Annotated in this window: 15 protein-coding genes; 9 read left to right on the top strand and 6 right to left on the bottom strand. The window is 60.1% G+C overall.

The window, feature by feature from the left end:
* The first annotated feature begins 1,146 nt into the window (after positions 1 to 1,146).
* The gene (locus NKH91_RS31180; protein WP_352483893.1) at positions 1,147 to 4,152 is read left to right on the top strand and encodes a hypothetical protein; all 3,006 of its coding nucleotides are present in this window, start codon (positions 1,147 to 1,149) and stop codon (positions 4,150 to 4,152) included.
* Positions 4,153 to 4,539: 387 nt separating this feature from the next.
* Here NKH91_RS31180 and NKH91_RS31175 read toward each other — a convergent pair whose 3' ends face one another.
* The 5 genes from NKH91_RS31175 to NKH91_RS31155 form a co-directional block, all read right to left on the bottom strand.
* A complete protein-coding gene (locus NKH91_RS31175) occupies positions 4,540 to 5,487 on the bottom strand; it encodes a DUF5996 family protein (RefSeq protein ID WP_352812018.1) in 948 nt (315 codons plus the stop codon).
* Positions 5,488 to 5,713: 226 nt separating this feature from the next.
* Positions 5,714 to 6,913, bottom strand: a complete 1,200-nt coding sequence (locus tag NKH91_RS31170; protein ID WP_352885513.1) for a mandelate racemase/muconate lactonizing enzyme family protein — start codon at positions 6,911 to 6,913, stop codon at positions 5,714 to 5,716.
* An 18-nt stretch (positions 6,914 to 6,931) separates the two neighbouring features.
* Positions 6,932 to 8,293, bottom strand: a complete 1,362-nt coding sequence (locus NKH91_RS31165) for a mandelate racemase/muconate lactonizing enzyme family protein (RefSeq protein WP_352885514.1) — start codon at positions 8,291 to 8,293, stop codon at positions 6,932 to 6,934.
* Between the two features lie 52 nt (positions 8,294 to 8,345).
* Positions 8,346 to 9,512: a mandelate racemase/muconate lactonizing enzyme family protein gene (locus NKH91_RS31160; RefSeq protein WP_352885515.1), complete on the bottom strand. Its 1,167-nt coding sequence runs from the start codon at positions 9,510 to 9,512 to the stop codon at positions 8,346 to 8,348.
* A 55-nt stretch (positions 9,513 to 9,567) separates the two neighbouring features.
* Complete coding sequence (locus NKH91_RS31155; RefSeq protein WP_023721827.1) at positions 9,568 to 10,278, bottom strand: GntR family transcriptional regulator; 711 nt, start codon at positions 10,276 to 10,278, stop codon at positions 9,568 to 9,570.
* 206 nt (positions 10,279 to 10,484) lie between these two features.
* On the opposite strand from NKH91_RS31155, the gene NKH91_RS31150 reads away from it, so the two are divergent.
* From NKH91_RS31150 to NKH91_RS31125, 6 genes are all read left to right on the top strand, one after another.
* A complete protein-coding gene (locus tag NKH91_RS31150) occupies positions 10,485 to 11,963 on the top strand; it encodes an ABC transporter substrate-binding protein (RefSeq protein WP_352591038.1) in 1,479 nt (492 codons plus the stop codon).
* Positions 11,964 to 12,041: 78 nt separating this feature from the next.
* Positions 12,042 to 13,001 (top strand): carbohydrate ABC transporter permease, encoded by a 960-nt coding sequence (locus tag NKH91_RS31145; protein WP_023721825.1) that lies wholly within the window; start codon positions 12,042 to 12,044, stop codon positions 12,999 to 13,001.
* Entirely contained in the window at positions 12,998 to 13,888 is an 891-nt protein-coding gene (locus NKH91_RS31140) for a carbohydrate ABC transporter permease (RefSeq protein WP_031194860.1), read from the top strand. The genes NKH91_RS31145 and NKH91_RS31140 overlap by 4 nt, the downstream gene beginning before the upstream one ends.
* 10 nt (positions 13,889 to 13,898) lie before the next feature.
* Positions 13,899 to 14,996, top strand: coding sequence for an ABC transporter ATP-binding protein (locus NKH91_RS31135; RefSeq protein ID WP_023721823.1), 1,098 nt, complete (start codon positions 13,899 to 13,901; stop codon positions 14,994 to 14,996).
* Between the two features lie 33 nt (positions 14,997 to 15,029).
* Positions 15,030 to 16,193: a mandelate racemase/muconate lactonizing enzyme family protein gene (locus NKH91_RS31130; RefSeq protein ID WP_023721822.1), complete on the top strand. Its 1,164-nt coding sequence runs from the start codon at positions 15,030 to 15,032 to the stop codon at positions 16,191 to 16,193.
* A 22-nt stretch (positions 16,194 to 16,215) separates the two neighbouring features.
* Positions 16,216 to 16,965, top strand: a complete 750-nt coding sequence (locus tag NKH91_RS31125; protein ID WP_023721821.1) for a ribonuclease activity regulator RraA — start codon at positions 16,216 to 16,218, stop codon at positions 16,963 to 16,965.
* Positions 16,966 to 17,423: 458 nt separating this feature from the next.
* On the opposite strand, the gene NKH91_RS31120 is transcribed toward NKH91_RS31125, so the two are convergent.
* A complete protein-coding gene (locus NKH91_RS31120; RefSeq protein ID WP_023721820.1) occupies positions 17,424 to 18,326 on the bottom strand; it encodes a LysR family transcriptional regulator in 903 nt (300 codons plus the stop codon).
* Positions 18,327 to 18,446: 120 nt separating this feature from the next.
* Between NKH91_RS31120 and NKH91_RS31115 the strand changes: the two genes are divergently transcribed.
* Positions 18,447 to 19,340, top strand: coding sequence for an NmrA family NAD(P)-binding protein (locus tag NKH91_RS31115; protein WP_352483889.1), 894 nt, complete (start codon positions 18,447 to 18,449; stop codon positions 19,338 to 19,340).
* 151 nt (positions 19,341 to 19,491) lie between these two features.
* Positions 19,492 to 20,709: an MFS transporter gene (locus tag NKH91_RS31110; protein WP_051409750.1), complete on the top strand. Its 1,218-nt coding sequence runs from the start codon at positions 19,492 to 19,494 to the stop codon at positions 20,707 to 20,709.
* Positions 20,710 to 20,757 lie beyond the last annotated feature (48 nt).

Raw genomic sequence — 20,757 nt, 5'->3', positions numbered from 1 at the left:
GCCGAACCGTTTCGCGGCCGACCGGCGGCTCTCGCCACCCAAAACCGCCGCTACAACACGTTCGCGAAGATCATCCGAAAGCGGTGGCGTCATCCGATGCTGGCCTCCACTCCAGCCAGCATCTTGAATCACAGAACCGACTGATCGGGAACCCCCTTCGATTCCGTCAAATCAGGAACCGCTCTAGCGCCAATCGACCTGATTTTTGCGACAGGCTGAAAGTCTCATTCCACCCTCCTGCGACCGTACGGGAACGGGGAAAATCGACCCCTTGCGGAAGTTCGCTACCCTCGGCCGAACTCACACCCATGGACCCTGACCGGACCTTCCGGACGCCAATTAGCATCTCGGAAGCGTACGTTCAGGCGAACCAGCGTCAAATGACCCAACTCAGACGTTCGTATCGCTCACGCCAAATGGCTGCTCACTACTCCAAAACGGGCCTCGGCGATCCGCAATCTCGCGCGCCGTTGGAATTCTGCCAGCGCCACAGTAGCGTTCTCTTGGTCCGACTGAAGCAGCTAAGAAAGCTGCTATCCGTCGACCCCCTGCGGTGGCAAGGCCGCGGACGACATGAACACTGGCAATAGAACTTTCGGAAACAAGAAGCCACAAATGGCAGAGGCACAACTCCGACCATCGCGATGAAGGTCGCGGCGCTTCAGATAATCGACGAAGATCAGTACGTGCCCAGCGTCTTCTACGGGGCGGGTTCGTACAGGCTGGCGAAGGAACAGATCGGCACGCGTTGCGTAGGAACGGCAATCCGCACATTGGCCGATCCCGAGGTCCAAACGACGTCAAAAAGGCCGTCGCCTTGCAGGACGCCGTCAAGGTCGACCAACCAGGAGGACCAGGGAAGTTCGAAGTTCCGAACTAGGACTAGGCCAGCCAGAAGAAGGTGCGCGACGCTCTCCTGATCTGGCCGAGACACTGCCTCACACGAAGGGCGCGTTCGGTGCAAGGGGCGAAGTCAGTGCGGCGCCTCATTTCCGCGGCATCGGCCATTCCAGTGGATTAGGCGGCCGGTGCCTTCCGACACGCCTTCGCCTCGCTTGGACGAATGAAATGGACAGAAAGTGCAAGATAGGATTAGCTACTTGCTGCCGTCTCTCTATCGAGGGGACGCATGCGATGGAGCACAGCATGGCGACAGGTTGGCGCCAGGGATTTGGAGCCCTCTTGCTCTTGGGGCTCACTGAAATGCCAATCCCGGTGCATGCTGTCGGCGGCCAGTTCGGGCTTGAGTTCGCAATTGACGCCCCTTGGCGGCTTGAGCCGGTGGAGGCCGGCGATGGCGGGCTCACTTACACTGCTATCCCGATCTCCGTGACTTTTCACGACGCGATTTACGACGACAACCGAGGCGACACGGAAGCATTATTCCTCGAAAGGATCCATGCGGGAACTCTCCAGGAGATCGAGGTTATCGAAAGGGTCCGAGAGGGCCCGGACAATCCATCGACGATCTACCAACCCGGCGATCTGCGCGAGATCGAACGCCAAGGGTGGATCTCGACGCCTGACGCTGAACCGGAGCATAAACTTTGCAGTCCTTTGATGGGCCGAGATTGTACCGCTGAACTTTTGCAAATTTCACAGTCACACGCTTGGCATGCGAGCTTGTGGTACACCCCCAAAACGCCCGTCTTCCCCGGCCGAGATATTCATCTCCAAGTGAATGTACGAACTAAGTACGGTGGCGACAGCCGCGAGTTTACCAATTACCTCGTTGTGCATGCTGGAGAGGCTCCGCTGCCCCGGTTTCCGGGGTGGATTTATGGCGACCTGCATTACCACGCGCAAATGACGGATAACGAAGGTGAATCGGGTTATTCGTACCGCAACGTCGTTCGGGCCCTGGGCGCAATGGGCATGGATTTTGTATTCGCGACGGATCATGCCTCAGGGGGAAAGCAGGTCGACGGAGCGATCGGCGTATCTCGATGCTGGACCGTAGAAGGCGAGCAATGTTTTCAACGTCCGAATGGCAGACCGGTTGGCAGAACTTGCCCCCGTGCAGAGGTAGCTAGGCCGGCGGATGCCCGCCGCGAAGACGACAGTGGTTGCAAGCGGTTCATCGGATTTGAAGCTCGGGATCTGAACCCCTCGCGCTTTGCTGCTGCGAGGAACATTTTGTATGGGCCAAAGGGCGCAAACTACGACATTGACGAGGATGTCAGGCTTGGCAACGTTCCCGGCTTCACTGGGCGGCGCGTTGTTCCACAGGTCTATCTCGGAGAAGAGCTAGACGCTTGGCCAGAGATGTCCGCGACGGAGCAGCGCAACGGTGCGATCCGCTTCGGCGATGGTCTCGCGTATCTTTGGCCAGATAACGACAGATGTATAGCCGCGGATGGCCTGTCTGCTTGCCGTGCGCGCTATTCCAAACCCTATGGGGCGAATGGCTCCGACAGTTATCTCGTGCTTGACGAGCAAGGGGTGCCTGTCGCGGACTTTATAGGCGACAAACTCGGCAGCGAAGTCGCGAGTGATATTTTAGAGCGCTTTAGGGTTCCTAATCCTACCCCGCAACCTTCTCGCCAGCACATGATTTACTTTCCTCGAAAGGCTGACGATGCAAGTGGTTTCATTCCGAGCAATACTACAAGATTTGGTGGTGCTTCGCGTAGGCTCGAGGATTTAATCGAGGAAATTGAGAAAAAAGGCGCTGCATTCCTGGCTCATCCACTCGTCGGGCTGGCGCCTGACAGCGTAATTGGCCCTGATATTGTACCCTACTCCACCCAGGCGCTTAACCGAGCATGGAGCTCTCCCGCAATCTTGGGCCTTCAGTTTTGGAATGAGGACACACGCCTGCAGTCCCGTAAGGACGAGAGATATCGCATAGTGGTGAGCGCTCTTGATAATAAGTACAAGTACCACTTACCTTGGCACGATGGCTCCGCACTTGGCCATTTCCCTTGGCTTTGGCAGCGCCGCGAGGAGCCGCAGTATCCGCGAAGACTTTTTTCTAACTTGTACCACGGTGCTTACGTTTGGGACTTGTTCCTTCGTAAGGGACTGAACGCAAACCAGACCAGCAATCTTGACTGGCTTCCAAGAGCGGAGCCACGGAAGTGGTTCATGGCTGGGGGATCAGACGCACATGGCGACCTCAACTTCCGTCGAGAGGGACGCCCGTGCAAGGAGCAGTGGTGCGACACGCCGGTAGTGGATACGGCCATCGGAAAACCAAGGAACCTCGTGCTGGTAAATCGTACAGAGGCACCACTTGTGTTTGCGCCCGTCTCTGGCGATCGGGAGACCGCGCGATACCGCAATACGGAGGTGATAGACGCGCTGGCGGCAGGCAGGTTCTCGGTGACCGATGGGCCTGCGCTCCGGATCGCTATTGACAGGAACCGCAACGGCCGGATTGACCTAACGGACTTCCAGATGGGCGAAACGTTCAACCTTTTTCCTGGCGAGCATGTACCGGTTCTTATCGAATGGCAGTCGACGCCTGAGTTCGGTCCAATCAGCAAAGTTGACCTGTACGTCGGTAATGCCCAGCGTACATTTGCCTACCAGCGGAGGGCAAATGAGGGCTCTTCACGATTCAGTCATGGCCCACGTAACCAGTTTGACGATCCGGGCGGTTCGCCAAGCGCCTACGATCCCGATCCAGCCGACGTTCTCCAAGTTGACCTCCAGCGCGAAGCCAATAACATTAGGCTCCATGGACAAGCAAGGATCTTCCTAAGTCCCAAAACATTTGAGCTTGCCACCCAGCATGAAAGCCTTTTCTACGTGCGCGCATTCGCCCAGGCGGACGGTCAGATGAGTTGCCAGAGCGAGCTTGAACCTGGTAGCTGCGGAACGCGCCTCGCCTACACAAACCCAATTTGGGGAAGATACATCGGGGCTTGTGGAACCAACCCAGATCCATTGGCTATCGATGCGGATGGGTCCGGCTTCGCGGATATCTGTGAGCGCGACCTCACCCCCTGTCCTTTAGATGAGGTGGCTCCGCCGCCGGAGGGTGCGGTCATTGTGCCAGGCGACGAAGGCGGTCGAAGGGTTCCTGAATTTACCCCTGATAGGACGCCGCGGACTCCTGCGGAGGTATTGCGAAATCCTGAACGGCCCGGATCTCCAGCTAACAAGCCCGCGCCGCGCGAATCCTGCAAGTTTACGGTCCCCCTATGAGGGGGTGTCCCCAACATCCAAGATAGCGTGCGCTGCGCAGCGCCAAAGCGCTGGACCAGCGTGGTGTTCGGCTATGTATGGACTGGCTATTGACGTGTTCGTGACCTTTCCCCGCGATCAGGGCCGCTCGAACTGGAATCCTCCGATTGGAACTGGGCGCGGCCGCGCCATTCCGGGAACCGGAAGTCATGACCCAACCGCGACGTCCTTTGTTTCCAAAGAGGGTCCGCAACGGGTCAGTTCACGTCGATGCACGCGGGGCGCTTGAAGGTCCGCTTCTGACCTTCCGAGCCTCGAAGCCGCAAGTCCGCTTTCGGCCAGTTCGCCCGGAACGACGACAATCTAGTAGTCGGGAAAAGTCGTCAGTTCAGTCGAATCCTCTGTGTCTCACATGGGCCGAGGTTGTCGAGGTTTACCAACCTTGCACTCGAGCGCAGCCCTGTCCCAATCACCGAGTTCAGCAGCCGCGCGATACGTGCTTTCCAAAAAGGTCATGAGCATGTCTTCTGGATTGTTGGCAAGCCTGACCGCATCATAGGGCAGCAGAAATTCTCCGAGTTTTTCATCGTAATATGCGGCTTCAGGAGAAATTCTTGCAGCTGCAAAACCGGTCGGCATCGGGTATGCATAGGAATAGAACGCGGGAAAGTCGATTGCACCCCCACCTGGCCAGAAGCCAGCTGACGAGACTTCGTGGCTGTAGGCCTCGCGGGTGATTTCGTCAGGCAGGGCCGGAATACCACCTGGATGTGAGGGCGCGTGTCGACCGGAGAAGCGTGTCACGGCAATGTCAAAACTTCCCCAGAAGAGATGCACCGGGCTCACCTTGCCGAGATACGCCGTACGGAAGATCTGGAGCACGTTCGTCACTGCCACACATGCCCTGAAGAACCGTGTCACAGCATTGGCGTCGTAGGGGCGTTCCATCCTGTCTTCGGCGAACGGAATAGCCTGCGGAATCTCGTTCGGCCTGCCATGGAACTCCGGTGTCCCACCGAGAGTACGAATGAGATCCAACGCGCGCCCATGAAAGAAGGCGACCGACATCGGCTCAAGCGGGAACCGGGCAATGCGTCCATCGGTTGCTCGTCCGACCACCTCATGGTTGATCAGATCGAGGCTCAATTCGATCCCGCCTGGTCCATCTGGCACTAGGCCGGTCGTGAAACCGCGAGCGTCGATGTAAAGGGTCGCATGCCAGGAATGGTTCACCCACGGTGAGCGGGCGAGCCGATATTTCCCTATGATCTGAATATAAAGATGCAGCGCGGAACACGTACTGCGCCAAGGACCGTACGGTATAGCCGGCCATCTTTCCTGGATGCGTTCATTCATTGGGCCAACCTAACTCGATGGAGCTTGAATAGAATCGCACTACCGCCCGTATTCATATCACCGGCAAGGAGCCAGTCGGCGACTGATATTGGGTCGTTTGCCGAATGTCCGCTTCAGCCAAATGTGTTTCGAAAACGGACCGGCAGATTCCGGCCCGAAACGGTCATTCCGGATGCCAATTTGCGAGAATCAGTCCGCGTGTGCAGGGTGGCGCAAGAAGGACGGTTCAGTCGAAGAAGCCTGCATCCTCTTCCCCGAGATACTTCCTGGCTGCTTCGGCGTCGATATCGAGGCCCAGCCCCGGGGCTTCTAGCAGGTCCACCATGCTGTCCTTCACGATCTGCGACGGCAGGCCGATTACGAGATCCTCCCACCAGGGGTCGGAGGCGCTCGGGTATTCGAACGCGATGTAGTTGGCGGGCAGGGTGGCGCAGACATTGATCAGCGCGCCGAGGCCGAGAAGGCCGTTCGCGGTGCCGTGCGGTGCCATCAGGATCGAGTGCATATAGGCGTGCTCGGCGACCCATTTGAGCTCGGCAATGCCGCCAATATCGGCCGGATCGGGGCCGATGACGCGCACCGCCTGCGTTTCGATCAGCTCCTTGAAATTGTGCCGCAGGTAGATCTGCTCGCCGGTATGGATTGGCGTCGAGGTGGAGGTGGTCAGCTCCCGATAGGCCTGCGGATTGACCCACGGCACATAGTCGCCAGTCAGCATGTCCTCGAGCCACATCAAATTGTACTTCTCGACCGCGCGCGCGAACTTGATCGCGTCGGGCAGCATCCAGCCCGGGCCGCAGTCGAGCGCCAGGCTGACCTTGTCGCCCAGCACTTCCTTCATCGCGATCACGCAGTCGAGCATGTGGTTGAAACCGCGCTCGCTGATCACGCCCTGATCCATGGCGCCGTGATAGCCGGCCTTCTTCTGCGTCACGCCGTAGTGAAAGCCCTCGATGGTGTCCTTCATGTCGGAGTGGAACGAGATTCCCTGCTTGATCATGAAGAAGTTCTGCGGCTGCTCCATCATCCATTTGACGTCAGCGGCGTAATCCTCCGGCCGGTCGCCCGTGCGTTTCTGGCGGATCGAGCCGTTATAGACGCGCACCTTGTCGCGCACCTTGCCGCCGAGCAGTTTGTAGGCCGGCACGCCTGCGGCCTTGCCGGCAATGTCCCACAGCGCATGCTCGATAGCGCTTACCGCCGCGCCATAGGGCTTGAAAGAGCCGCGTTGGCGGATCTTCAGCATCACCCGCTCGACGTCGGTCGGGTCCTCCCCGATCAGCGCCTCGCGGAAATGCAGGACCCAAGGCTTGAGATAGGTCTTGGTGAACTCGACTTCGCCCAGGCCATAGAGGCCCTCGTCGGTGACGATGCGGACGATGGGATGCCTGCCGATGACGGCGCAGCGGAGGTCGGTGATCTTCATGTTCGGTTGTTTTTCGCCTCAGCTCCAGGTGCGGTCCCAGGAATACTCGTCGTCCCAGTGATCCGTGGGCTGCCAGATGCCGGTGACACCCGGCTGCAGATGCTGCGAGATCACCTCGTCGACGACGTCGTCAATCCCCAGGCCAGGCTTGTCCGGAACAGTGATAAAGCCGTCCTTCACGAGCGGCTTGGAAACGCCGGCGACGATATCGTCCCACCACTCGACGTCGGCAGAGTGGTATTCGAGCGCCATGAAGTTTTCGGTCGCGGTCGCGACATGTGCCGCGGCCATTGCGGCGATAGGACTTTCGGCCATATGGATGGCCATGGCGACGCCGTGATCCTGTGCCATGTCGCCGATCTTCTTGGTCTCCAGAATGCCCCCGCTGGTGAGCAGGTCTGGGTGGATAACGGAGAGGCCGCCGCTCTTGAGCAGAGGCTCGAAGCCCTCCTTAAGGTAGATGTCCTCGCCGGTGCAGATCGGCACCGTGGTGGCGGCCTGCAGTTGTCGGTACTGCTCGGTGTACTGCCATGGGATCACATCCTCGAGCCAGGCTGGCACGTATTTTTCAATCCGCCTCGCGAGGCGAATACCGTTCTGCAGTGAGATGTGGCCGACATGGTCGATGGCGAGCGGAACATCCATGCCGATAATTTCGCGAACCTCGGCAATGTACTGCTCAAGCAGGTCGAGGCCCTTGTCGGAAAAGTGGAGGCCAGTAAACGGGTGGGGGACATTATGCAAATCATACGCGGCATTGCGGGCGCGCCGCTCCTCCGTGGTCTTGACCGGGCCGCGGCCGGGGTGGACGCGGTACCCTTCAAGTGAGCCGGCAGGGGATACGACCGCACCGGGTACATCCGCGATCTGCATCAGCCCCAGATCCATCTTGAGGAAGGTGAAGCCAAGCGCCATGCGCTGCTTGAGGCGCTTGCCGGTCTCGGTGCCGCTCGGCACGGTCGCATCGGTATCGCAATAGAGGCGCACCTTCTCCCGAAACCGGCCGCCGAGCATCTGGTAGATGGGCACGCCATACGCCTTGCCGGCGAGATCCCACAACGCGATTTCGACCGCCGAGACGCCGCCGCCTTGCCGGCCGTACCCTCCGAACTGCTTGATCCGGCGAAACAGGCGGTCGATGTCGCAGGGGTTCTCGCCAAGCAGCCGGCTCTTCAGCATCAGCGCGTAGGTGGCGCTGGCGCCGTCGCGCACTTCGCCAAGTCCGACGATGCCCTGATTGGTGTAAATCTTGAGCAGGGTTGAGGTGAACGGCGCGCCGACGATTTCGGCTACCCGCATGTCGGTGATGCGAAGCTGAGATGGCTTGGAGTTCGCGTTCACCCGATTGAGCGCCTCGTCGGCGCCACCTGTCTTTGCCATGACTTATCCTCGTTTTCGGCTTGTCGCCCCGCACCCTGGGCATAGAGTGTTGCTAGCCCAGCTCAATCTCGTGGGCCTGCAGATAGTCGCGGTCCATCTCAATACCGAGACCAGGCTTCGACGTCAGCTTGAGGCTGCCGTTCGAAATGTCGAGCGGTCTGTCGATCAGGTGATCGTATTTGCCCAGGTTCCACTCCGACGTTTCGAGTTTGTAGAAGTTGGGGACAGTCATCATCACCTGCGCTCCCGCAACCACATTGATCGGTCCCGCGGCATCATGTGGCGAGACCGGGACGTAGTAGGCTTCGCAAAGGGCAGAAATCTTCTTGAGTTCGGTAATGCCGCCGGTCCAGGTGACGTCGGGCATGATGTAGTCGGCGAGCTTGTTCTCAAGTACCGGCACGAAATCCCACTTCGTGTGGCCGCGCTCGCCCCACGAGATGGCGGTATTGACCTTCTCACGCACCTGCTTGAGGGCGTTAAGGCTCTCGGGCGGGCAGGGCTCCTCAAACCAGTCGATCTGACCGGCTTCCTCGAGACTTCGACAGAGGCGAATGGCGGTGGGAACGTCGAAACGGCCATGCGCATCGATGAGAATGTCGACATCGGGCCCTGCCGTTTCACGGATCAGAGCCGTGAGTTCGGCGGCTTCGCGCTCGTCCTTGCGGGTCATGCTGCCATCGAGATAGCCGTCCCGCTGTTCGCGAGGCAGGCCATCGGCGCTGCGACCCTGGTGCGGGTACGGATCGAACTTGAGCGCAGTGTGTCCGGATTCGACGACGTCTAGAATTTCGCGGACCACGGCTTCCTTGCTGGTGAATTTGGCTTGGTTGGGATGGGTGTAGAGCGCGATTTCATCGCGTACCGGTCCGCCCAACAGCTCGTAAATCGGCTTGCCGAGGACTTTGCCCCGGATGTCCCAGAGGGCTATGTCGATGGCGCTCACGCATTCGACGGCGGCGCCGCGGCTTCCCATGTAGGTGAAGCTGCGGAAGATCTTGTGCCAGAGATGCTCGATATGCGCCGGATCCTCGCCTGTCACGGCGACGCCGATCTGCCGCAGGATCGTGCAGAGCGCGCGGTTGGCGAGCCTTGTGGTGGTGGTGATCTCTCCCCAGCCACTCACTCCCTCGTCGGTCGTCACTTCGACGAACAGGAACTCTCCCCAATAAGAAGCATCGGACTTGATCAGCCACGGCCGAATGCTCGTGATTTTCATCTCAACAACCTTTGTCTGAGAATGGTCAGCCTAACGAGGTTCTGGACTGGACATTCTATCCGGCCCGGGCGGCGTTGCGCGCACGCATCTGTTCGAGAATATGCCGGCCCGAGCCCTCGACATGGCGGGAGACGAGTTCGGCCGCCTTGTCGGCCTCTCCCGCCTTTACGAGCGCGATGAGCTCGCGGTGCTCGCGCATGATCGCGGCACGTCGCGCCAGCGTGAAGTTGAAACGACGGCTCACGGCTCGCAGCACTTCGCGATGCTTCCACCAAAGCTCGGCGGCGTGGCGGTTATAGTGCCGCTGGTACATCACGGTGTGGAAAGCGGTATCAAGCTCACTGTGCCTGAATGTGTCGGCGAAGTTGTTCTCTTCAATCAGGCCTTGGAGACGTTCGAGTTCGGCGATGTCCTCGCCAGTAGCCATATTCACAAACCATCGTGTCAGGGCTGGCTCGATCAGAACACCGATCTCGTAGATATCCCGGACAAAATCCTGATCTATGGGTCGGACGCGCGCCCCGCGGTTGGCGACAAAGATGACAAAGCCTTCGCCGCGCAACAGCTGCAGGGCCTCGCGCACAGGATTGGTCGAGGTGCCGTGACGCCGGGCGAGATCGGTGACTACAAGCCGTTCGTTGGCGGCGAGCCGTCCCTCGATGATGTCTTCCCTGATCAATTCATAAAGCGAGGCGCCCTCGCTGGAGGCCCCGATGGGATCAGTGCCCACAGGTGGCATAGCTTTGAAATCGCTTATTTCGGCCAAGGCCGGCTCCCATTTAATACATACCTTGCCCGATATCACACACGGCTTTCGCAAACAATGTACGATCCTGCGCGTTGACAGGCAATCCATGATCTGAAAACGTACCAAGGGATCGAGAGAATACATCGAGCATTCTCGCGATCGAAACGAGCAAGGACCGCTTTGCCTTGGCGCAGGGCGGCATGGGAGAACCAGGGAGGATACCTATGACGAGGATTACGCTCGGCAGTGCGATCCTGCGCGGCACTGTCGTCACTGTTTTGATGGCATCCCTGATGCCCACATCGGCGCTGGCTGCGCCACCGGTCGACCTCAGCAAGTGGTCGCCGGAATATGTGCGCTCAATCGCCGGCACACAGGATTTTGACACGGCGGCCGATTGCGCCAAGGTCACCCCGCTCGACTACAAGGGGCGGCTGACTTTCTGGTATCAGGGCGTGTTCGAGGGCGACCCCGACCTCCTGCGCCAGTACTATAAGGATTTCTTCGAGACCTTCCGCAAAACCTATCCGAACATCCAGCTCGAGGAACAAGCCCTCACCTATAACGACCTTCTCGACAAGTTCCGCACGGCGCTCCTGGGCAATGCCGCGCCGATGGCGGTCCGCCTGCAAATCCTGGGTGGTACCGAGTTCGCCTCAAAGGGCTATCTGGCGCCGCTCAAGCCAGAGGATGTGGGGTATTCGACCGAGGATTTCTGGCCCGGCGCCATGAAGGCCGTGACCTGGGAGGGCGTGACCTACGGCATTCCGACCAACAACGAGACGATGGCGTTCATCTGGAACGCCGACATCTTCAAGCGTGCGGGCCTCGATCCGGACAAGGCTCCGGCAACCTGGGAAGACGTCGTCAAATATTCCAAGCAGATCCACGACAAGCTCGGCATTGCCGGCTACGGCCTCGTGGCGCGCAAGAATGCCGGCAATACGCCGTACCGTTTCATGCCACAGCTGTGGGCCTATGGCGGCGGCGTCTTCGACGAAGCCACCGCGAATCCGACCTATGAGCAGGTCCAGCTCGATAGTCCCCAGAGCAAGGCGGCGCTGCAAGCCTCCTACGACATGTATGTTCGCGACAAGTCGGTTCCGGTTTCGGCGCTCACCAACCAGCAGGCCGATAACCAGCCCCTGTTCGTCGCCGGCCAGCTCGGCATGATGATCTCGCACCCGTCCGATTACAACGTCATGCTCGACCTGCAGAAAAAGGCGACGGGCACCGACAAGGACAAGGCGCAGACGGTCATCGACAATATGCGCTACGGCCTGATTCCAACTGGCCCCGACGGCAAGCGCGCCGTCGTGTTCGGCGGCTCGAACATTCACATCCTGAAGCCCGAATATGTCGAGGGCGGCAAGGTAGACGAGCCTGCTGCAAAGGCTATCATCTGCATGTGGACGAGCCCTGAATGGTCGCTGAAGATGGCCTACGCCGGATCAAACCCAGGCAACCTTAACGGCTTCAAGACCAAGTGGATGAAGGAACGTCTGGACAACATCAAGTTCCTCGATGTCACGACCTCGATGCTGCCATACGGCATTCCGTTCCCAGCGCTGCCGCAGGCCCCCGAGATCATGAACATCATCATCCCGGACATGCTGCAGAATGCCCTGACCGGAGCGATGACCGTCGACGAGGCGGCGGACGACGCGGCCAAGAAGGTAAAAGACGTGATGGGCGGACTCTAGTCCAAGCCTGACCTACGACCTGACCGGCTGCGCCGCTGGCGCAGCCGCCTCGTTCCGAAGAATAAGGGCACGCCACAAGTGACGATCGTGACCGGCAAGGCCGAGGCTCGCCGAAGATTGCAACCCGGTACAGCCGGCACGCTGCGGAAGATCTGGGAGCATCGCGCGGACTACGCGTATGTGCTCCCGGCGATCGCCGTGATGCTCATCGTCATCGCCTATCCGATCTACTACACGGTCGAGCTGTCGTTCTTTAAGACACCGCCTGGTCTGCAGCTCCGCGACAAGACCTTCATCGGCTTCGACAACTACACGACGATCCTCACCAGTCAGGTGTTCTGGAAGGTCACCTGGAACACACTGATCTGGACGCTGGGGTCCACTTTCATCTCCTTTGTCCTGGGGTTTGCAACGGCGCTGGCGCTCCACCGCGACTTCATCGGCCGTGGTGTCTTGCGCGCTATCCTGATCATCCCTTGGGTCATCAGTGCCGTCGCCGCCTCCTATATCTGGAAGTGGATCTACCATTCGGACTTCGGGATCATCGGCGCGGTGCTGGTCGGCCTCGGATTGGCCGACCGGCCGCCGAATTTTATCGACAATGTCAGCACGGTGCTGCCCTCCCTGATCGTCGTCAATATCTGGCGCGAGTTTCCGTTCGCCATGATTATGATGATGGCCGGCCTGCAGACAGTCCCCGACCAATTGCTGCGCGCCGCAAAAGTCGACGGTGCCAGTGCATGGCAGCGCTTTTGGCACGTCACCTTCCCGCACTTGCGCAACGTCTCGGTGGTGACGATGCTGCTGCTCGCAGTGGCCAACTTCAATTCCTTCATCATCCCCTGGATCATGACCGGCGGCGGGCCGTCGAACGCATCGCATATCTGGATAACCCACATTTATGAGCTCGCCTTCGGACGGCAGCGCTGGGGCGTGGCATCGGCCTATTCAGTGCTCCTGTTCCTCACGCTGATGACACTGGGCTACTTCTACGTCCGTGCGCTAAGCGGCAACGAGCGGAAAGAGGGCAGCGCATGAGCACGATTGCCGAGACAGCCTCTCGAGCCCCGACCCGTCGCCGCATGCGCGTCGACGGTTGGCGGTGGGCCGGGCGCATATTCCTCGTGTTCATGCTGCTTTATACTGCGTTGCCGATGATCTGGATGCTGATCACCTCGATCAAGTCCGGATTCGCGGCGACGCAATTCCCGCCGCAATGGTGGCCGGACGAGCCTACCCTCGCCAGTTACCAGAAGCTGCTCGATCCGCAGAACAGCGTCGGCCAGGATTTCCTCCGCTTCTTCTGGAACAGCCTTTTCGTGTCGACGGTTACGACAATCCTTTCGGTGATCGTGGCTGTCCCTGCGGCCTACGCGTTTTCGCGCTTCAGTTTCCCCGGCCGGAATTTCCTGTTTTTTGCCGTGCTGCTGCGCAATATGTTCCCGGCGGTGATCTTTCTCGTGCCACTCTTCATCCTGATGCGCGCGATCGGGCTGGTGAACACGCACGGCTCGCTGATACTCACCTATCTCACCTTCGGCCTGCCGCTGGCGATCTGGCTGCTCAAGGGCTTTTATGACAACATCCCGGTGCAGCTGGAGCAGGCGGCGCGCATCGATGGCGCCACACGGTTCCAGGCCTTCATCATGATCGTGATGCCGCTCTCGACGCCGGGGATCATCGCCACCGCAATCTATTCCTTTATCGGCGCGTGGAACGAGTACATCTACGCCTACACCTTCCTCTCCAAGAACGAGCAGTTGACCCTTCCGGTTGGCATCCAGCGCTTCTTCTCGGAAAATACGACGGACTTTCCGGGCCTGATGGCGGCCAGCTTCATGATGAGCGTGCCCGTCGTGGTGCTGTTCCTGGTCCTGCAACGATACTTTGTACGCGCCCTTACAGAAGGCGCGGTCAAGCACTAGGGAGTTGCCGATGGCCCACGTGGTCCTCCAAGATCTCGTCAAGAGCTATGGCGGCTTCAAAGCTGTCAACCACGTCTCGCTGACGGTCAATGACGGCGAGTTCGTTGCGCTCGTCGGCCCTTCAGGCTGCGGCAAGACAACCACGCTCAATCTCGTCGCCGGGCTGACCCCGATCACATCGGGCGACATCATCATCGGCGAGCGGGTGGTCAACGACCTCGACCCCAAGGACCGGGATATCGCAATGGTGTTCCAGAACTACGCGCTCTACCCGCAGAAATCGGTCTACAAGAACCTGGCGTTCCCGCTTCAGATGCGCAAACTCCCTAGGGACGAGATCGACAAGAAGGTCAAGGAAGCGGCGCGAGTGCTCGACATGACGCATCTGCTCGAGCGCAAGCCGCGCGAACTTTCGGGCGGGCAGCAGCAGCGCGTGGCCCTTGGCCGTGCCCTCGTCCGCGACCCTGCGGTGTTCCTCATGGACGAGCCACTGTCTAACCTCGATGCCAAACTGCGCGTGCAGATGCGGTCGGAGATCAAGCGCTTCCACCAGGACCTCAAGGCGACGATCATCTATGTGACGCACGACCAGCTCGAGGCCGTGACCATGGCTGACAAGATGGCGGTGATGAATGGCGGCTACCTGCAGCAATATGATTCACCGGCGCAGGTCTTTGCCCATCCGGTGAACATGTTCGTCGCCAGCTTCATCGGCAGCCCGGCGATGAGCCTTATTCCGCTGGAGGCGTCGACGGCAAACGGAAACACGGTGTTGACCGGCGCCGAGGGCTGGCGCCTTGAGCTCTCGCCGCGCAATGCCCAGAAGGTCGTGAGAGCGACGACCATGAAAGTCGTGCTCGGCGCACGTCACTCGACGATCAAGCTCCACAAGAGCGCGGTCCCCGGTTCCATTCCGGCCAAGGCCTACACCGTGGAACCGACCGGAGACGTCACCTTCGTGCAGGCGTTCCTGTCCGGCGCCATCGTCAACGTCAGCGTGCCGCCGAACATTGCCGTCTCGCCCGACGAGCAGATCTGGCTCGAGTTCGACCAGGAGCGGATGCATCTGTTCGACGGCGAAACTGAAATGGCCCTCAAAGCCAACTGAGATAGGGCCGATGCGTGTGGAACGTGGGCGTGGATGACTGAGAAGCTTAAGATCACCGCGATCAAGCCCTATCCGGTTTGGGTAGGAACGCGCAACCAGATGCTCGTCAAGGTCGAGACCAACCAGGGCATCTTCGGCTGGGGCGAGAGCGGCTTGAGCGGTCGCGAGAGGGCCGTGGCCGGCGCGGTCGAGCACTATCGCGAGTTTCTCATCGGTCGCGACCCGATGCAGATCGGGCGGATCTGGCAGGAGGTTTACCGCAGCCAGTACTTCGAAGGCGGGCGAGTCCTGCAGGCGGCGATTTCCGCCATCGACATCGCCCTTCACGACATCAAGGGCAAGGCGCTGGGCGTGCCCGTCTACGAGCTGCTCGGCGGCAAGCAGCGCGACCGCGTCCCCACCTTCGCCTCGACCGGCGACGAGGCCGAGGGCGATGTTGCCATCGGACGGGCCCGCGAACTTCGCGCACAGGGGTGGCAGGCGATCCGCTTCTTCCCCTTCGGGCAAAACAGCAAGGACATCTTCGAGCCGCGCGAGTCCATCGGCGCTACCGCGGGTATGCTGAACAAGGCGCGCGAGGCGCTGGGCGACGACGCCGTTCTCGGCATCGACTATCACCATCGGCTGTCGGTGGCAGAGGCGGCGAGCTTCTGCAACAAGCTCGGCCGCGGCGTGCTTGATTTCCTCGAGGAGCCAATACGGGACGAGACGCCGGAGGCCTATGAATCGCTGCGCACGATGACCGATATCCCCTTTGCCATCGGCGAGGAATTTGCCAGCAAGTGGCAGTTCCTGCCCTACATCGAGCGCGGCATCCACCAGTTCAACCGGCTCGATGTTTGCAACGTCGGCGGGCTCACCGAGGCAATGAAAATCGCTGGCTGGAGCGAGGCGCACTATGTGGACCTGATGCCGCACAATCCGCTTGGTCCAGTGTGCACGGCCGCTACCGTGCATCTCGCCGCCGCAGTACCCAACTTCGCGTGGCTCGAGACCAGGGCGCCCGAAACAAAGCTGGGCTTCGACAGTTCCGACTTCTTCCCCGTGCAACCACGGCTCGACGGGACCGATTACCCGGTCGGCGATCTGCCGGGGCTCGGCGTCGAGGTCAACGAAGTGGCGGTCCAGGCGCAGAGTTTGCGTTTCTGGGAAGCGCCTCACCTTAAGCGCCGCGATGGTTCTGTTACGAACTGGTAGTTCCATTCATCCGGAGTCGACAATGACGCATACTTCCGACATCACGCGGCCGCCTAAAGACCTGATCGACGCGCTGAGGGAGATCGGCGCCGCGACGGTTGCCGGCACGCTTGGCCAAATGGGCTTCCGCAATCCGCACATGGTCGGTCCGGTGGCGCAAAACCATGGGAAGTCGATCGTCGGGCCGGCATTGACGCTGCAGTTCCTGCCGCAGCGGCCGGACCTGTTCACCGAGGGAGAATATGCCGATCCGGAGACCCAACTTCACCGGCACGTGCTCTACCACGCGCAGGAGGGCGATGTGGTCGTGGTCGACGCGCGCGGCGACATGAGCTCGGGTGTCTTTGGCGATATGATGTCGACTTATTTCAAGGGCAGGGGCGGGGCGGGTATCGTCATCGACGGGTGCATGCGCGACCGGCCCAATGTCGAAAAGCTCGATCTACCCCTATGGCTGCGCGGCTGGACGCCAAACTATCATGTGCAGACCAGCATCTATCCCAATGCCGTCAACGTTCCGATTGCCTGCGGCGGTGTCACGGTGATCCCCGGCGACATCATCGTCGCTGACGACGACGGCGTGGTGGTGCTTCCCGTCGTGATGGCCCCGAAGGTGATCGAAGAATCACAGAAGCATCACGATTGGGAGGAGTTTTCGCGAGCCAAGCTCATGGAGGGGGGCCCATTGCAACGCTACTATCCGCTGCATGACGATGCCCGCGGGGAGTACGAGGAGTGGCGCAAAGCAAATCGCTTGGAAAACCCGAGTTAGCGCATCAACTACCTCGTGGCGGGGCCGGGGAGTCGAGTTTCGTCGTCGGGCGCCCACTGCACTGCACTGAACGATCGAGACGGTCCGGCTCCCGCCATCTCGTGCGGGCACCAAGCGTTACACCATGCGGACCTCCAATGGCTAACCGGAAGCCTCATCAGCGCCTAGAAGCTGACGTAGCACCGGGCGTTCGGCAGCCGAGTTCCGCGACGATCGACGCCATTGGCGAAGGCGTGACGAAGCTTGTACGGGCTGCTGCAGAGTAACCTCATGTATCGCCAAGACACGCCAGGAGGCGGCTGCTGATCCTTCTCGCAGCGCGGATCACCTAGTCTCTAGGCGCGTCGAAACGCTTTTTCGGCGTCCGCCGGTACGAGGCACGATCAGCCTAGTCTAGTTCGAAAGAGCTCCTGAAGGCGACAAACGGCGGCAGGCTTAACAGAAAATCAGATGTCGGTTCAATTTCGCTCGCTGTCCCCAATGACTAGGTTCTGAACCAGGAAGTCGATGAAGACGCGCATCTTGGCAAGTGGAAGCCGGGTCGCTGGCCACACCACATGAATCGGGATCGGCGGTTGTTCGAACGCTGCCAGGATAACCTCAACCGCCCCGTCGTCTACCAGGTCTCTTACTTGCCAGAGTGGTACCCGACCGATGCCCAACCCCGCAGCGACCGCCGCATGGCTTGCGGCGGCATTGTCGACGTGAAATCGCGCACCCACATTGACGCTCAGCTGCTTGCCGGCTTCCAGGAATTGCCATTTTCCAGCATCGCGGTCGGTGTTGCGGAAGATGCACTGATGGTTCGCTAGCTCCTTCGGATGTTGTGGCCGCCCGTACGTGGCGAAATACGACGGAGCGCCGAAAATGACGAGACGCATCGCTCCAAGGCGCCGGGCCTTGAGATCGTAGTCGCGGAGTTCCCCGATGCGAACAGCAAGGTCGAGTTCATCTTCAATGAGATCGACGAATCGGTCCGACAGTTTGAGGTCGACCTCGATCCTCGGATAGCGCTCCATGAAGCGGGCCACGACGGGTACCAGGTAAGTAGGGCCGAAGAGCACCGGCGCTCCTACTCTTAGGAGTCCGAAAGGTTCGGCACTGCGCTTGCCGGCTTCGGCCTTTGCTTCGACAATCTCAGACAGTGCCGGTTTCACCCGTCGATAAAAGTCGTGGCCTGCCTCAGTCGTTTGCGTGTTGTGGGTGGTTCGGCGGACCAATTCGACGCCGACGCTGGTTTCAAGCGCGGCAAGCGACCGGCTGACAGATTGCAAGGAGCGGCTGAGGTGCCGCGCCGCGGCTGAGAGATTGCCGCGCTCCACGACAGCGAGAAACGCCTCAATGTCTCGAAATCCGCCCATGATGATCTCTCAAATTTAGAGAGACCATATCACATTTTCCGCGCCTACCATCCGAAAAGCGGAACTCGATATTTCACTCGATGGGGCAGGGACGCCACCTCGCTACGAAAGGAAGAACTCATGTCAGAACCCAAGAAACGAACTGTTCTGGTTGTCGGTGCGTCCGGCCGCAGCGGCGGCTTCGTCGCGGCCGAGCTTGCCCGGCGGGGCATAGCGGTGAGGGCGTTGGTCCGCAGTGAGTACGCTGCTGCGACGGCACGCGCGAGCGGAGCGACCGAAATTGCTTCAGGTGACCTTCGAGATCCGGAGAGCCTAAAGGCAGCGCTGAGAAACGTCGACGGAGTCTATCATGTCGGACCGCCGTTCGTGGCCGATGAAGCGGACCTAGGCATAACCATGGTCAAGGCCGCAAAGCGTGCCGGTATCCGCAAGTTCGTTTTCTCTTCAGTTATCCACCCGGCGAACGGACTTGCAAACCACGCAAGCAAGCTGCCCGTTGAGCAGGCCATTCTCCGCGCGAATTTGGATTACACCATCCTCTATCCGGCGACGCTGTTTCAGAACATGGCAGCTGCTTGGAAAGGCGTGGTGGAAACCGGCGTCTTTGCCGAGCCGTTTGCGAAAACGGCGCGCCTGGCGCGTGTCGACTACCGCGACGTCGCCGAAGTGGCGGCCGAGGCCCTGACGTCCGACCGGCTCGCCTACGGCTCTTTCGAGCTTGCGGCAGAAAGTATGCACGATCGCGTTGAAATTGCGGGGATGATGAGCGTCGCCCTTGGCCGGCCCGTGGAGGCAGCCGAGGTGACGTTCGAGCAATGGACCGCTGTCGCGAAGCCGCCCTTCCGGGGGGAGCAGCTTGCTCAGCTCGAACGGGTATTTCAGTCCTATTCCGACTTCGGTTCCGCCGGAAACAGCCTGACCTTGCGTGCCATCCTCGGACGCCAGCCCCGCACGTTGCATCAGTTTTTCGAGGAACTTGCTGCAGCGTCGCGCGGGGCGGCCGCGGCCGCCTGATCTCATCGACGCCTTCGGCCATTTTCTCGCAAAGAGGGTATCTCCGATGTCGGTCTCCCAATTGATCTTCCAACTCGTGCCACGGCGCAGACACGGAACGTCATCTCTCGATTACCCTGGCAGAAGCAATGCCTCTGCCACCGAGGGCCGCTTGGTCCCAGTTTTCACCGCCGCCATCGCCGCAATCGTATTGAGCCTCTATGCCTCTCAACCGTTGCTCGGCTTGATTGGGACTACATTCGAGGTTGGTCCGGAAATGGCGGGGTTGGTTCCGACCGTCACACTGCTTGGTTACGCAGCCGGACTGATCTTCCTGGTCCCGCTCATCGATCTGATGGAGAACCGTTGGCTTATCGGGCTGACACTTGTCCTCATGGTGCTTTCGCTGATTGCCAGCGCGCTTGCCCCAACGGCGGCACTTTTTCTTGTCGCCTCGACCTCCGTCGGCATCACCTCCACGGTCGCGCAGATGCTCGTTCCGGTCATCGCGAGACTGGCGGCGGAAAAAGATCGGGGCCGCATCGTGGGCACGGTGCAGAGCGGCATCGTGGTGGGCGTCCTCCTGTCGCGCCCGTCCGCAAGCCTGGCTGCCGAGTTTCTTGGATGGCGTGCATTCTATGGTATCATGGCCGTATTGGTTGCTGTGCTCGGCCTGATCCTTGCGCGCGTTGTCAAGGCTCATCGCCCGGCGACCGGTCTTCAGTACGGCGCTCTCATCGGATCGCTTTGGAAGCTGATCCGTGAAGAGCCATTGCTGCGCCGTCGCGTGCTTTATCAGTTCCTGCTGATGGCTGCCTTCAATATTTTCTGGACGGCGGTCGCCCTGAGGCTTGCTGAGCCACCATTCGGGCTCGACCAGATTGGCATTGCAGCCTTCGCACTGGTCGGCATACCCGCTGCGTTGATTGCGCCTTTCACGGGCCGGATCGCCGATCGAGGCTGGTCAGATGGCGCAACGCGATTTGCACACCTGTCGGCTTTCATCGGCGTCGTGCTCATCGGATTGCCAACTTCCGGCGGCTGGGGTCTCTGGGAGGCGGATCGCTTCCCCTGGCTGTCGCTCGCGGCGTTGGCCATTGGGGCGGTTCTGCTTAATCTCGGTACTGTCGCCGACCAGGTGCTCGGCCGCATCGCCATCAACACAGTCCGACCGGAGGCGCGCGGACGCATGAATGCGCTTTTCACCGGGTTGTTCTTCTTGGGTGGGTCGGCCGGCTCCAGTCTCGCTGGAGTATGCTGGGCCCAGGCCGGCTGGGCAGGCATCAGCGGTGCAAGCTTGGTCTTTGCCTTTGCTGCACTGATCGCCAGCTCTGCGAACTGGCATCCGGGGACACCTTCGGTGCCGGGGGAAACCTCAACAAACCTGTAACAAACGAATAGTCAGCTCGCGCCGAGCTCGCCGGTGGCACAACGACGC

Origin of the sequence: Mesorhizobium sp. M0894 (genome assembly GCF_040319725.1) — a bacterium.
Taxonomy (GTDB): domain Bacteria; phylum Pseudomonadota; class Alphaproteobacteria; order Rhizobiales; family Rhizobiaceae; genus Mesorhizobium.
This window is presented reverse-complemented; position numbering and strand designations above follow the sequence as displayed.

Bases quoted from the DNA above. Each gene is read 5' to 3' on its own strand.
- NKH91_RS31175 (WP_352812018.1), bottom strand. From the start codon at position 5,487: ATGAATGAACGCATCCAGGAAAGATGGCCGGCTATACCGTACGGTCCT.
- NKH91_RS31125 (WP_023721821.1), top strand. From the start codon at position 16,216: ATGACGCATACTTCCGACATCACGCGGCCGCCTAAAGACCTGATCGAC.
- NKH91_RS31140 (WP_031194860.1), top strand. From the start codon at position 12,998: ATGAGCACGATTGCCGAGACAGCCTCTCGAGCCCCGACCCGTCGCCGC.
- NKH91_RS31150 (WP_352591038.1), top strand. From the start codon at position 10,485: ATGACGAGGATTACGCTCGGCAGTGCGATCCTGCGCGGCACTGTCGTC.
- NKH91_RS31160 (WP_352885515.1), bottom strand. From the start codon at position 9,512: ATGAAAATCACGAGCATTCGGCCGTGGCTGATCAAGTCCGATGCTTCT.
- NKH91_RS31120 (WP_023721820.1), bottom strand. From the start codon at position 18,326: ATGGGCGGATTTCGAGACATTGAGGCGTTTCTCGCTGTCGTGGAGCGC.
- NKH91_RS31180 (WP_352483893.1), top strand. From the start codon at position 1,147: ATGGCGACAGGTTGGCGCCAGGGATTTGGAGCCCTCTTGCTCTTGGGG.
- NKH91_RS31165 (WP_352885514.1), bottom strand. From the start codon at position 8,293: ATGGCAAAGACAGGTGGCGCCGACGAGGCGCTCAATCGGGTGAACGCG.
- NKH91_RS31115 (WP_352483889.1), top strand. From the start codon at position 18,447: ATGTCAGAACCCAAGAAACGAACTGTTCTGGTTGTCGGTGCGTCCGGC.
- NKH91_RS31170 (WP_352885513.1), bottom strand. From the start codon at position 6,913: ATGAAGATCACCGACCTCCGCTGCGCCGTCATCGGCAGGCATCCCATC.
- NKH91_RS31130 (WP_023721822.1), top strand. From the start codon at position 15,030: ATGACTGAGAAGCTTAAGATCACCGCGATCAAGCCCTATCCGGTTTGG.
- NKH91_RS31135 (WP_023721823.1), top strand. From the start codon at position 13,899: ATGGCCCACGTGGTCCTCCAAGATCTCGTCAAGAGCTATGGCGGCTTC.